This is a genomic window from Eubacterium sp. BL-380-WT-2B (assembly GCF_009696115.1).
Classification (GTDB): domain Bacteria; phylum Bacillota; class Clostridia; order Eubacteriales; family Eubacteriaceae; genus Eubacterium; species Eubacterium callanderi.
The window spans coordinates 1-12,887 of the sequence record NZ_VUMP01000015.1; the positions used below are offsets into that span (position 1 = coordinate 1).

The following is a 12,887-nucleotide window of genomic DNA, read 5'->3' on the forward strand; positions in this document are numbered from 1 at the left end:
TTTAGAAGGTGAGTTGATCCCGAAGCCTTCCTTGAATTTGGTCACCACGGACTGTACCAGGCTGCTGGCCGCGTTGTTGGCGTCTTCCTGCCTGGAGTTAATGCCAGAGACCAGGTTGTCAATGGCGCTGGCGCCAATACCATACATTTGCGAAGGTAAATCGCCCATGATGGAAAGAATCGCACTCTTTAATCCGTTAAACTTTGTCACAGAAGTACTGTACATCCGGTCTAAAACCGCGGTGATCTGCGACAACATGCACTGCCACTGCTGCGCCACAAGACCTGTGAAAGTATTGGTCAGGCTGTTTACAGTGTTGTAAGTTACATTAAATTTCCCTTGGACTCCCTGCTGCAGCTTGTCCACGATGCCGTGAACGTTTTGCTTAATCAAAGTCCACTGGTTGGAAAGCTGCTTGCCTTCCGCGGCGGTCTCTTCCACAGGGACGGGTGCCACACTGGTCATGGTGGTTTTGACGTCCACGTTGGCGTCGGCGCTCAGACCGGATACGCCAGCTGCGATGGCGCTCTTTAAACTGGGCAGTTCGCTTTCAAACCCCGCACCGATGCCTCGAACGATGTTGACGCCGATCACATCCCGGAAGAGCGTTGATGGTGAGTGGATGCCTAAGGCGTCTTTCACCCCGTCAAGCAGGCCATTCGCGAAACCGGTGACCTTTTCCTTGATCCAGCCCACAGCCCCGTTGATGCCGTTCCAGATCCCCTCGACAATATTTCGGCCGATTTCCTGGACCTTCTGGGGCAGCGAGGTGATGGTCTCGATCACGCCGTTGACCAGGTTGAGGGCAGCCTCTTTGGCAGAATTGTACAGGTTCGAGCCCCAGGATACCACGTTGGAGATCGTCTGCTCTAACCACGCCATCACCCGACCGGGCAGCTCCTTAAACCACTCGATGACCGCATTAATCGCGTCAATGGCCGCCTGGCGCATCTGAAGCTTCATGTTGATGCCCCAGGTGAGGGCCCGCCTTAAGGCATTGACCAGCCACTCATTTATCCGGCCGGGCAGTTCGGAGAACCACTGGCCCACGCTGGCAATCCACTGCGGCACAGTCTGGGTAAAAAAGTTCCAGACGTTCACGCCCCACTGGACCAGTGTTCCGAGCGCGTAACCCAGAGCGTACCCGATCAGGTAAGGCAGTTGATTGAACCACTCACCGACGCTGGCAATCCAGGCTGGAATGGTTTCTGTAAAGAAGGCGACAATGCTGTTCCAACCGTTTTGGAAGGCGTTTTTGATGTTCGCCCAGAGATTGTTAACCCACTCCCGGAAACCTTCGTTGTTGTCATAGAGTAGCTTCAAAGCCCCGGCGATTGGATTGACAATAAATAGCCCGATCCCCGCCCAATTGCTTTTAAACCACTCAATGAGGCTGTTAAAAGCGTTTGGGATGGTCTCGGTAAAGAAGGAGACAATCCCATTCCAGATGTTGATAACACCGTTTCGAAAATCTTCGTTGGTGTTCCAGAGGTAGATGATGGCTCCGACCAATGCCGCAACAGCAATAATTACAAGTCCTATTGGGCCACCAAGCGCTGATATACCAGCACCTAACGCACCGAGAATTCCTTCTGCTTCTTTGACCTTTCCGATAATACCAAATATTACAGTTGCTGCTTTAAAGGCGATAAAGGCTGAAGCAATGCTGGATATGATACCGCCTATTTCGTATCCGTTATCCAACAACCAGGATAACCCCTGAATTAGCTTAGGAATAATATTTTCCGCAGCATTTTTTAGCCCGGATTCAAACGCATCACCAACACCCGCAATGGCTTCTTTCAAAGTTGGCAGATCTGCGGCTGCAAGACTTTCATCAATGGCTTTTATAACCGACTCAATCCCACGAGCTACTGCGGCGCGCATATTATCAAAAACCGCGCCCCAGCTCATTCCTGCCTCTTTGGCGGCACCTGCAATGCTTAAAACACCGTTGGTGCCCTCTTCCATAGCTTTGGAGACCGTATCGATAAAATCCGAAGCACTGATTTTACCGTTAGACAAAGCGTCCTGGACTTCCGCTGAGGATTGCCCGGTTGCCTGGGCATACATGCCCACCGCGTCAATCCCAGCGTCAAACAATCGGTCAAGCTGATCCATCTCAACTTTGCCCTTGGTCCGCATCTTCGCCAGTGCGTCCGAGACGTTAGCAAACTGTTCCGAGCTACCATCGCCGTAAAAAGCTACCGCGTCGCCCCAGATACGCACCTGCTCGGTCGCCTGGTGGATATCCAGACCACGCGTCACAAAGTCCTGGGTCGCTTTGGCAGCCACATCCAGGCCGTAGGCTGTGCCTTTGGTGATACCTTTGAGCTCCTCCAGCGCCTTTCCGGCTGCTTCGGAGTTTCCCGTGATAGCGGTCATGGTCCGGTTGAACTGGTCCATGGTATCCATGCGGGAAAAGGCTTTGTCGATTGAGCCTCGAATCAGGCCGATTGCCGCTGATGCGACAGTCACCAGGCCGATTGCGCTGGCAATCTTTTTGATACCTTCGACGGCGCCTTTGGCACTGCTCGTAACTCCTTGAAATGATTTTTCAGCCGTATTTTTAAATTTAAATAGGTCTTTCTCTGCCCCTTTCGAGTCGACCCCGGTTTCGATTATAATTTTGCCATCGGCCAATGTCTTCACCACCTTTGTATTGCTGTGATTCCGTCATCGGCACATAATGGCACTACCTGACTTGTTTTCCGTTTATGATTTTTATTTCAAATGTTTTCTTACATTTTCGCCCTTTGCAGGCAATAAAAAGACCCCTGCACTCCGACTGCTCGTCGTATGTGAGAGGCATGCTATACCCGCAGTGTGGGCATTTTACTTTCTTTTCAATGTTTATCACCAACTTTCGGGTAATAAAAAACCACCATTGAAGGTGGCTTGTGTTTTTATAATATGATATCACCGTTTGCGTTTTGTTCTAATGTATCCTTCACATAATGGATTTGGTAATAATTAATGAATTTATTCGCAACAGGAATATTTTGACTAACAATCGAGACATTAATTGTTTTTATATCATCTTCGTCTTTTCCGTAATACGAAAAAACTAAAACTCCCGTTTTTTCCACTGTCTTTTTAGATTTAGTTCCAGATGCTGATCCAATGATTGCGCCAACAGGTCCGAATAAAATTGCACCTGCTACTCCGCGGCCTACGACGCTTTTTTGTTTTTCTTCAATATTATCTTCGGTGATTAAATCAATAGAGATTATTTTGTCCATATCGAGCCAAAAAACTTGAAGTTCTTCATCCTTTTTGAACATTTTAAAAATGATCTCAGTTATTTTTAATCTGTTCTCTTCGAACTTAAACGTAAAATGACTCTGGCTATTACTTTGAGGTAACCCACTGATGAGTTTTCCGCCAATATAAGTCTGTTCTTTTTCAACTTTCTTTCCCACTTCACTTACCCCCCATAATAATATAAACAAATTATACTATCATTCGCGGGATTGTGCAAGGAAAGCATCAATATTTCCGTCGCCCATCAAAATCTTGGTAAATTCATCCTCTTCCGCCTGATCCACCTCATTGAGGGGCAGATCCCATATGCGATGCAGCCGTTTGATTTCATTCTTCTGCTCCTGGGACATGCCTTTCTCGGGCTTCGCGCAGCGGTAACCCATGATCTTTTTCATCTGGGTGGTGTCGTTTAGGGACTCAAACATGGCCTTAAACTTCCACCAGTGCAGGTATTCGGTGGCGTACAGGTCAATGCCGTACTGCTCCAGAAAAGAGGCGTAAATATACTTAAAATCCCGTTCATAAGAATAGATGGGACGTTCCGGTTTTGTCGGCTCTTCCTGGGCCTTTTCAATGCTAAAATCCGGGTCGCAGCGGTAAAAGGCCAGTATTGCCTCCAGGGCGGCCTCAACATCCCGGGGGATGCCGCCGAAATATAAGACCAGGGCTTTTTCCTGCCGCTCCTCATAAGTCAGCTTCGGATCCAGCATGCAGGTCTCAAACTCAATGGAGGTGCGGAAATCCGTGTTCAATGGGTATTCCACGCCGTCCAGCCAGACCGTGACGGGTAAGTCCTCAATTAAGGGGTTCATTTCTTTTTCTTCTTTTTTGCAGGCCTGTTCATGGGCGCTTTGGCATTTTGCGGCTGGTAACGGCTCTGCTCGTAAGCATTGATCTGGCCGATGACAAAGTAGAGCACATCGGTCTCCTCGATGACGTCCTGTTTCCGGCTGCCAAAGATTTTATCATGGGCGCCTTTTCCAAGAAACGCATCCAGTGCCTTTTTAAAGAACTTAAAGGCGCGGTCAAGGGTTTCTTTTTCGTCGCTGTCCGCATTGGTCGCCTCCAGCGTTTTCTGTGCTTCTTTCAGCAGTTTGTCTTTTTTCTCAAAGAGCCCTTGGTTAAAGGGAATCTCAAAATGCTGGTCTTCTATATCAATTGGGATCGCGCTCTGGCTAAAGGTAAATCTACTCATTGTTTACTTCCTCACTTTCATTACTCAGGCCTGCGGGGCCACGGCTGCGGTTGCAGCGCTCAGTTTGGTACCCTCAAATTTTCCGGTACCCGTTGCTTCTACTTTTATAAACTTGCCCTGCTGTTCGGCCGCGAGAAGCAGGGTTTTATTCGTCGCTTCCGGGATATCACTATAGCTGCCACTCACGCTGTCAGCAACCTTCCACTGGTAAGTCGCAGTCGCATCAGCCGGGTCGATATTAGCGGTTAAGGTCTGCCCCACCTTGGCCGTCCCAGCGATTGAGACGGCCTTCAGCGGGGTTTTTACTCCCCCGCAGGTGTAAAGGTCCTGGTGGTGGTGTTAAACTCGCCGTCGATCAGGTCACCCACCTGGTTCAGGTTGCCGGAGAGTACCAGAGGCTGGGCCCCTTCACCGGAAATGTCCGAAATTTCAGTGGAGCATCGGAACTTGCGCGCCTTAAAGGTGTTGTCCTTGCTGGCGACCGGCTCAAAGAGTTCCACGCGCACGTAGTCCACTTCGGCGTCCGCGCCGGTCTTCTGATTGCGCCCAATCTCATAGAGCTTCATGAGGGCCCGTTCATCTTTAATCATGTCCGCTTCAAAAGGGAATTGCCCCTGGTAGCCCGTAGTGGTGGATGAGGTCGATTTATCATTAATATAGGCCTTGGTATCCACCTGGGCGTTGGGGCTTTCGTTGAGACTGTTAAAGCCTGTGCCCATCAGGGCGTATTCTTCAGAATCGGTTCCGATATTTAAATAATCCGCGATATTGTACCGCATGAGTTTTTCCATTGCTGTTCCTCCTTACATGCCGGGCTGCTCTGGCGCCGGCTCAAAATATTTTAATACACACTGGATCTGGTAACGGGCAACGCTCGCGTCAGGATCCACGTCAAACAGATAGGGTGTCAGGGTGGCTTCCATACTCAGGGCGGTCCGCTCGCCGCCAAGGTCCGGCAGCTTCCTAAACATGGTCTGCTGGGTCAGCCACAGAGCGAAGTTGTCGTAAAAGCCAAGATTTTCAATGTTGATGATGGCGTCCCGGCCATAGTACTCCTTGCTGGCAAAGATAAAGCCAAACTGCTTTTCCGCATCACCATTAACATACGTCTTGACCACCGGATCCACGGGCATGCTCTCAACCACGTAGGTCTCCGGGTCTTCCCCGAGAAAGTCCACGCCGATCTGCTTCACGCCGGATTCAAATTCCGGCAGATAAGGGCAGGTCTTGATAAAGTCCCGCACCACCTCGATTAAGGGTTTCATTTTGCTTTTCCTCCAATCATGCCGGCCACGGCCCTCACAATGGCGTCACCCCGGGCGGCCCATGCTCGGGTAGCCCAATGGGAGCCCCGCATGGGTGCGCCGGCATATTTCAGTTTCTTGTTCGTCATTTTTTTCGGGGCTTTTGAAAAGAACCCTTCCAGCATCCCATCCTGCATAATTGGGATGTTCGGCCCCATGACCTTGCCGTAATACTGGTACCGCGCGTAAGGTCCCGGGTAGATCAGCTGTCCCCTTGACGGGACAATGCGGGCCGTATTCTTGAGATGCCCGGTATCCATGGGCACATAAGGGTCAGTCTTTGCCCGAAGCTCTGTTAAAAGCATCTTCTGGGCTTCACCGCCCTTTCCCAGCTTGCGCTTGGACAGAATCTTGTGGGCGCTGTCCATTTCCAGACGGATTTTTGTCCCTTTTGCCATTATTTACACCCCAGTTCAATGTGGGCGAGTAACTCAGGTCTGAAATCCAGGTTGTCCACTATCGAAAGGATGGTGACGGCCTGATCCTTTTCCAGAGCCCGCCGCAGGGCTTTACCTGTTTCGTTGTAGGTTTTAATCCCCCGCACCACAAAATCGGCTTTCTGCATGGTTATCGTGTCTTTACTGCTCTTTGGAATAAAGATGGTAATCACATCCGCTGCCTGAAGGCCGTTGTCCGTAACACTGGTTTTGCGCTCCCCCTGCCAATCCACGCCATAGACATGGTCGGTATCCGGGGGTCCTTCATCGTTCAGATGGACGATGGTGATATCGGCGTTGGGCTCAATCATCGGCTTTCACCCGGGTAAAACCCTCGGTAAAGCAGGCCTGTGTTGACCAGAAACGGGTAAGCGGCTTTGTAGCTGTCCTTTTCATAGGTCTGCTTGTTCGCATTTGCGTAGGTCACCGACTTTTTCCCGATGCTGGCGGATGCAATGCCAGCTTCTCCCGATTCATAGGCTTTTCGGGTTTCGGCTATTGCGCACATAGCGTTTTTAACCGCTTCGCTGATGGGTGCCTCTGGGTCAATCCGCCCAAAGGTCAGCCTGTCGAGGTCCGCGGTCGCTTTGACCGCAAGACCCTCGAATTCTGCTTGTTCCTTAATCTTCGTCCCATGAAAGACGTCTCGGTAATACTCAAAATCTGCGTAAATCATGTTTACGCCTCCTTCTTAACCGTTGGTGATCAGTCTCGCGATCGGAATCGCCTTCGGGTTGAACTTACATGCCCAGTTAGCGGTTGCGGCCAGCTGTGCATCGGTCGGGGACTGGGTCCAGCCGGACTTCGGCACGATGAAGCTAAAGCCATTGGGGTGGATGGTTTCGCGGATCCGGGTGTACAGGGTATCCTGACCACCGTTCTTCGCCGCTTCCCGTACAGGTTCTGCGGGCACATCCAGGCGACCGTTTGCGTGTCTCAATGCGCCTTCACCGAGCAGATAGGTCGTGTACTTCTTCAGCGCCTTGTTCGCGCCTTCTCCGCCCACGGTTTCAACCGGTACACTGTCGTCGATGATGACCGAGTATCCATTACAGGAAGCCAGCCCTACGGGTTTCTGGATGCCGTTGGCATCGGTCTGTTTCCAGTATTCCAGCACCTGAAGGTTTTCCAGGGTTTTTGCGACATTGGAGTGCATGATCGCCATGCGGAAAATGCTTTTATTATCACCACAAGCCTGGGTTGCCATGTCGTTGAGGTGGGTCGCGGTAATCAACGCCGGATCGGCGGTTGCGGATACGTCTTCGGCGGTATGGTTTTTCCAGTCAGCTGGTGTGGTGATGCCAAAGAGCGCATTTAAGATGTTAATGAGCACGGTTTGGCGGTATTTGTTCCAGTAACGGCCAATGGATCCCGCAATGTGGGCCATCGGGTCAGCGCCTGAAAGCTCAGCCACGAAGTTCCTGGCGGTAAAGCCGCGGGTACGGCCATAAACAATCCCAGTCTGTGCGTCACCAGAGGTTTCGCTGGTCGGGATGTCGGTCTGGCCATCGTAGTTCGCCGGATCGCCGGATAAGATGTTATAGAATGGGATCGTGTAAAGATTCCCATCGTTTTGAATCTGCGATGCAATGGTCGCATCCTCCACCATGACGCCGCTGTTTAAAAGCGCGGTAAGCTTTGGATCGGGTTCTTCGGCCCATGCCTGCATAAACAGTTCTTCGTCAAAGGGGTAGTTTAAAAAAGTTCCTGCCATAATTTAATCTCCTTACTCAGCCGTTTTAAATGTCTTGTAGACATCCGGCTGTTCGTTTTTGAATTTTAATTTTTCCATGTACGTCATATTCTTGAATTGATCCGCGGTGATACTCATGTCCCCAGGGTCACCCTTGGAGGGGGTCACAATCTGAGGAATGGTCTTCGGGTCGCGGAAGGCGGTCGGGACGCTGTTTTTCAGCTCAGACAGCCACGTATCCGCGTCTTTAAAGGTTCCGGAGGCTTCGTCATAGTCAAAGCCTTTTTCGTCGAATTCAGCCAATATGCCGCGTTTTGTGTAATCATCCGTAAAGGTTGTATCACCAAAGAAAGCGGCGCGGCGTTCTTCATAGGTGCGTTTGGCTTCTTTCTCCTCCCAGGCTGCGATGTCCGTGTCATACTTCTTTTGCAGCTCGTCCAGCTTGTTTCTTAAGCCCTCGGGGTCTGCTTTTTTGAATGCTTCAATCTCTGCGTCCTTCTTGTAAAGTTCGCCTTCCAGTGCGCTGATTTTTTCCTGCTTCGCGTCGGCCTTGGCCCGTTCTCTGCCAATGTCCGCGCTGTTCTCATCCAGAATCTGGTCAATCTGTTCTTTTTCAAGGCCCATGGCCTCAAGGGTTGATCGTTTCATGTGTTCCTTTCAAGCACTGCGCTTTTTTCGCGAGGGTCGCGTCCTCTGTGCTCCCTTAGTTTCGCGACTTAGGGACGGTCCCGGATTTGAGTATAAAAATAAGACGTTGACGCACGTCTTTGGCGAGATTTGGGATCACCTCCTGGATAAAATTTCAGGATTATCCTTTAAAACAGACATAAGGCCGTGTGTAAGACTGACAACCTGCTCCTCTTTTAAGTCAATGCTGTATTGCTCGTCAATGGCATGAATCACCTCGTGCAGCAGCGTTGCCTTCCTGTGTTTCTTTCGGTAATTTTTGTTGATATAAATCTCCTGTCGGTCATAAAAAACCTGGCCGTAACAGATGGTACCGCCGTCAATTAAGGCTTCATCTGGTGGCTGCTCTAAAATCTTATATTCTTTCCAGCCAATTTTTACTTTTTTTGGTAAATTCATTTTTCGCTGCCTTTCTCAAATGCCAGAAATGCCCGGCATGCTTCGCGGTTGGTGCATTCCAGCGAGTTTTTGTATGTTTTATAGGGGTCGCTTGCGTGTCCGCATATATCTGTTTCAATCACAAGGTTCTGCAGAGGGCAGTTCATTTTACAAAAATCATAGGGCATAAAATCTAATCGCATGGTTTTCTCCTTATTTGGTGCACTAAAAAACCACCTTCCGCTTTACCGGTTGGTGGTTAGTCTAAAACTTCAATACTTTTGATTTCGTTGAGGAAAAGCTCAATCAACCCAGGGAAAGATTTTCCGTTTTTCTCAGGGTCTCTGAGTGTAATACTGGCTTCCTCAGGCTCATTATCATAGGCGTCTGTAAACTCCGTGCAATGACCGATGAATACATCATCGTGGGCGATTGTCGCTTTTATCCGCTTCCCTACGCTGTCATACAGTTCTTTTTCCTTTGGACTAAGCATTCTCGACCTCCTTTGCGGGCACAATATGTGTGCCTTTATTTGAATAGTGAATGGCGCATCGGCGCGTTTCGGTTTTTTTACCAGTTTCTGGATCAACAACCACCCCAATCACGTGATCAAGGGTTATAAACTCTTTATGCGTCCATTTCTCTTTACTGTCACGCTTTATTTCTCCCGTACCCGCGTATTGATCAACAAGCCGTTGCGCTTCCTCAAGGGAAATCGTCAGGTAACTCTTACCTTTGGTGTAGTTGTTATGACCAATCAGATGCTTACCTTGTTTCCCTTCCAGAATCATTTTGGGATAGTCTTCACGGATTTTCTTTCGCGTTTGTTCATCCCGCTGGTATGCATTCACATTGGCTTCTTCGCTACCCTTATTATACTGCTGATTGGCTTTATCTACAACCTTTTTTCTGGCCTGTGTGGCCTTCTGACCAATCTTACGATCAAACCGGTACACCTGCTGCCGTTCGGGTTTCTGCCTCAGATCTGCGGCTTTGCTGAAGCTCTGGTATTCCTGCCGCTGCCGCTGGAGCTTGATACTGGCAGCGGTGAAGGCTTCCTTATCTCCAGCTGCGTCATAGCCGATCAGCTCCCGCTTGGTTTTCCGGATCGCGCGCTCAATGGCGCGCTGCCGTTGGTTGGCGGCGTAATAGTCGTACTCCCTGCCTTTGTAGGAAAAGGGCGGCGGGTCAATGTTGGCCAGTTCTTCGCCCGTCCAGGTGCGTTCGGAATAACCGGGCCAGAAGTTGTTATAGTCATGTCGGCAGTTCCAGCCTTTCAGCCCCGGGCCCGTACCAAAGCCGGTTACCTTCGCGAGGTTGGGATACTCTGTTGTCTCACCTTTCCGGGCATAGACCTTTCCCTGCCAGCTGGCGTGGTTCGCAGGACCGCTGCCGGTGTTTCTGGCCCCGGCGTGGGCCGTGACCTCAACGAAATTGCAGGCCATCTCTTCGCCCAGGGCATCGGTCAGCTTGCCGGACATCTGGTTAGCGCCGGTGAGGGTTGCCCGCCTTACAGCCACGTCCAGATGGTTGCTCCAGCCACTGGCATAGTCGACTGTTCTAAGCCCGCTGTCGGCCATGCGTTTCACGCTCTGCCTTATGGCGCTGTTGTAATCCAGAACCCCGCTCTGAACCTGCATCTGCACAAAGTCCATTTCTTTCTGAAAATACTGGGACAGCTCGGTAAAGACAATCTTGCCGTTGATCTTCTGCGCAAAACCCAGGGTACCGGTCATGTTGACCAGCTCGCCTTTTGTCTGGTCGATGGCGGAATCGATGATCTGACCGAGTTCCGGGTGGGTTTCCAGTGTTACGGGATCAATCCCCGCCTGGCTGGCAATGCCGTTTTCTACCCTTATGGCTTCAAGGCCCCATTCCTTAAACAGGTGGTCGATTTCTTCGTTTGAGATGTTTAAAGCCTGTTGAAGGGCTTCTTTGATGGCCTGGGTGCTCAACCCCATCTGTTCCGCTTTGATCAGCTGATACCGGGCGGTTTCGGTGATGGTGCCTGCGGTGGTGACCCGCCGGACAAAGTCCTGGATGATGAAAGCCTCCAGGTCCTGGAAAAGGCCGGTCAAGTGGTCGGCAATCTGGTCATATTGTTCTGGGGTCAGCATTATTCAGACCCCTCAATGATCTTTTTGGCTTCCTCCTTGCTGATGCCAATGGCAACGGAGATGAGGTTAATTGCCTGACCCAGCGTTAGCTCGCCTTTGCTGTACTGGCCGATGATCCCCAAAAGGGATTGAGTCTGGGCACCATTCAGAGTTTTGCCGGCGATCTCTTCCGCGGCTTCCACCTCATCGGAATGTTTGATTTCATCTGTATTCCCTCCGCTGTTGGGGTCGGATACGGTCAGGCCCTCGTCAACGGTTTCTTCGGTATCTGGCATCATTTTCAGGGCTTCTTTTTCAGTGACGCCGTACTTCTTCGCCAGATAAATTTCCGGTCTGAGAATCCCGCTGGCCACATCCTGCTGCATGGCCAGCAGCTCGGCCTGCTTGTCGATCACAATGGAGTCATCCCAGTTGAAGGTGACCTCTGGACCAACGGGCACGGTCTGGCCACTGAGGTTCATCCACACGCTCATGGCGTAGACCATGTGTTGTAAGGCGTCCTCCAGGGCCAGCTGGATATCTTTGACAGTGCTGTAAAGCCTTTGCTTTGAACTGATGATCTCCGTAGCGGTTTTATCCACGTTCTGGGGATCGCTGATGGTGCCGTAGGACAGGCCGCAGTTGAACTCGATTCGTTTGAGCAGGTTGTCAAGGCCGTTGAACAGGCTGGCGTCCCGGATGGCCGGGGAGAAGATGTTGTACCGGCTGTTCTCATCATCATCCATATCATGGACTCTGAAGAGCCGTTCTTTCCCCTCTGGCAGGCGCCACTTTTGTTTTACCTCATCGAAAGCAAACCAGTCTGCAGGTAGATCAAGGGCCAGTTCGGAGCCTTCGTACTCCCACAGCAGCCGGTCGTACTGTCGGTCGGCCTGTTCGATCTGCTCAAGGGCTTTCGCAAAGCAGGACACGCCCAGAGGACTGGTCTTGTCAATGGGATTGGTGCCCGGCATCTTAAAATAAGCAAAGAGTGGTGCCAGCACCGGGGCGATGACCTTTTCTTCCTCGACGGCTGCCCATTCTGGGACGTCTGTTAACGGGATCGGCCGCCCCAGATCAATGGTAACATCGGGGTCCTGGGTTTCGTTTTTAAAGGCGTAGTTGCGGATGGTGTACTGCTTGCCTTCTAGCCGGTGCTGTTCCAGCTTAGTGTAGACGGTATCGCCTTTGGTAAGCTTATCCACAAAGATGGCGCCGGTAATGTCTCCGTTGGTGTCGTAGTCTGTGGGAAAAAAGCTTTCTGCTGAGACGTAGTCCACGCTGATCCGGCCATTTTCGGGTACTGGCTTGAAGGCCAGACCTCCGCCGGCACAGCCCAGTTCACAGCAATGGCGCAGGTCCCGGACAACGGTCTGATAAGCTTCGTCCAATGTTTTGTTTTCCACCGAGCTCTCAAGCTCAGTGGTGACCAGTCTTGACAACTCACTGGCAATGATAGCCGGCAGGTTGAGGGTTTTCACTTTTTCCTTGCCGTTTTCGTCATACCGCCAGGGCGGATGGTTCTTGTAACAGCGTGTCCACAGGTCAATGGCAGCGGCCATTTTGTCGGACACGGCGATCGTGGTATTGATTTTGCTTTGAATATTCTGCCTTGTAAACAAGCGCCTGAACACCTCCTTGATTTTTGTGATTATGCTCATTGATGCACTCCTTATTCTGATTGCATGATATCTTTAGAACGTCTGCGGATAATTGTGTAACAGAAATACCGCACCGCGTCCATGGCATGGTCATATTCCTTAACCGGCTTGTCCTCGCCGCGGTCAACGGCTTTTTCGTCCCATGTGTAGGAGCTGAATTCTTTGATGGTGT

The 12,887-nt window shown here is 50.8% G+C and carries 17 protein-coding genes and 1 pseudogene; all 18 read right to left on the minus strand.

Going from position 1 to position 12,887, the window contains the following annotated elements:
- The coding region (locus FYJ53_RS20665) for a tape measure protein (RefSeq protein WP_154557728.1) at positions 1-2,643 on the minus strand (2,643 nt) is incomplete at its 3' end.
- 263 nt (positions 2,644-2,906) lie between these two features.
- Positions 2,907-3,422 carry a hypothetical protein gene (locus FYJ53_RS20670; RefSeq protein WP_013381479.1) on the minus strand — a complete coding sequence of 172 codons (516 nt, stop codon included), beginning with the start codon at positions 3,420-3,422 and terminating at the stop codon, positions 2,907-2,909.
- Positions 3,423-3,461: 39 nt separating this feature from the next.
- Entirely contained in the window at positions 3,462-4,076 is a 615-nt protein-coding gene (locus FYJ53_RS20675; protein WP_154557729.1) for a bacteriophage Gp15 family protein, read from the minus strand.
- Complete coding sequence (locus FYJ53_RS20680) at positions 4,073-4,459, minus strand: hypothetical protein (RefSeq protein ID WP_154557730.1); 387 nt, start codon at positions 4,457-4,459, stop codon at positions 4,073-4,075. Before FYJ53_RS20680 ends, FYJ53_RS20675 begins: the two co-directional genes overlap by 4 nt.
- Before the next feature lie 24 nt (positions 4,460-4,483).
- The gene (locus tag FYJ53_RS20685) at positions 4,484-4,720 is read right to left on the minus strand and encodes a hypothetical protein (RefSeq protein ID WP_154557731.1); all 237 of its coding nucleotides are present in this window, start codon (positions 4,718-4,720) and stop codon (positions 4,484-4,486) included.
- 41 nt (positions 4,721-4,761) lie between these two features.
- Positions 4,762-5,250, minus strand: a complete 489-nt coding sequence (locus FYJ53_RS20690) for a hypothetical protein (RefSeq protein ID WP_154557732.1) — start codon at positions 5,248-5,250, stop codon at positions 4,762-4,764.
- Positions 5,251-5,262: 12 nt separating this feature from the next.
- Entirely contained in the window at positions 5,263-5,724 is a 462-nt protein-coding gene (locus FYJ53_RS20695) for a chloramphenicol resistance protein (protein ID WP_154557733.1), read from the minus strand.
- A complete protein-coding gene (locus FYJ53_RS20700; RefSeq protein WP_154557734.1) occupies positions 5,721-6,161 on the minus strand; it encodes a minor capsid protein in 441 nt (146 codons plus the stop codon). Before FYJ53_RS20700 ends, FYJ53_RS20695 begins: the two co-directional genes overlap by 4 nt.
- A complete protein-coding gene (locus tag FYJ53_RS20705; RefSeq protein ID WP_154557735.1) occupies positions 6,161-6,511 on the minus strand; it encodes a DUF6751 family protein in 351 nt (116 codons plus the stop codon). The genes FYJ53_RS20700 and FYJ53_RS20705 overlap by 1 nt, the downstream gene beginning before the upstream one ends.
- Positions 6,508-6,876, minus strand: coding sequence for a hypothetical protein (locus tag FYJ53_RS20710; RefSeq protein WP_154557736.1), 369 nt, complete (start codon positions 6,874-6,876; stop codon positions 6,508-6,510). Before FYJ53_RS20710 ends, FYJ53_RS20705 begins: the two co-directional genes overlap by 4 nt.
- Positions 6,877-6,891: 15 nt before the next feature.
- A complete protein-coding gene (locus FYJ53_RS20715) occupies positions 6,892-7,914 on the minus strand; it encodes a coat protein (protein WP_154557737.1) in 1,023 nt (340 codons plus the stop codon).
- A gap of 12 nt (positions 7,915-7,926) precedes the next feature.
- Positions 7,927-8,541, minus strand: a complete 615-nt coding sequence (locus tag FYJ53_RS20720; RefSeq protein ID WP_154557738.1) for a hypothetical protein — start codon at positions 8,539-8,541, stop codon at positions 7,927-7,929.
- Between the two features lie 135 nt (positions 8,542-8,676).
- A complete protein-coding gene (locus tag FYJ53_RS20725) occupies positions 8,677-8,979 on the minus strand; it encodes a hypothetical protein (RefSeq protein ID WP_154557739.1) in 303 nt (100 codons plus the stop codon).
- Positions 8,976-9,161, minus strand: a complete 186-nt coding sequence (locus tag FYJ53_RS20730) for a hypothetical protein (RefSeq protein ID WP_154557740.1) — start codon at positions 9,159-9,161, stop codon at positions 8,976-8,978. The genes FYJ53_RS20725 and FYJ53_RS20730 overlap by 4 nt, the downstream gene beginning before the upstream one ends.
- A gap of 56 nt (positions 9,162-9,217) precedes the next feature.
- Positions 9,218-9,451 carry a hypothetical protein gene (locus FYJ53_RS20735; RefSeq protein ID WP_154557741.1) on the minus strand — a complete coding sequence of 78 codons (234 nt, stop codon included), beginning with the start codon at positions 9,449-9,451 and terminating at the stop codon, positions 9,218-9,220.
- The gene (locus tag FYJ53_RS20740) at positions 9,444-11,075 is read right to left on the minus strand and encodes a phage minor capsid protein (protein ID WP_154557742.1); all 1,632 of its coding nucleotides are present in this window, start codon (positions 11,073-11,075) and stop codon (positions 9,444-9,446) included. The genes FYJ53_RS20735 and FYJ53_RS20740 overlap by 8 nt, the downstream gene beginning before the upstream one ends.
- Positions 11,075-12,715 carry a phage portal protein gene (locus tag FYJ53_RS20745; protein WP_154557743.1) on the minus strand — a complete coding sequence of 547 codons (1,641 nt, stop codon included), beginning with the start codon at positions 12,713-12,715 and terminating at the stop codon, positions 11,075-11,077. The genes FYJ53_RS20740 and FYJ53_RS20745 overlap by 1 nt, the downstream gene beginning before the upstream one ends.
- A gap of 11 nt (positions 12,716-12,726) precedes the next feature.
- Positions 12,727-12,887, minus strand: a pseudogene (locus FYJ53_RS21580) (PBSX family phage terminase large subunit); the annotation flags it as partial.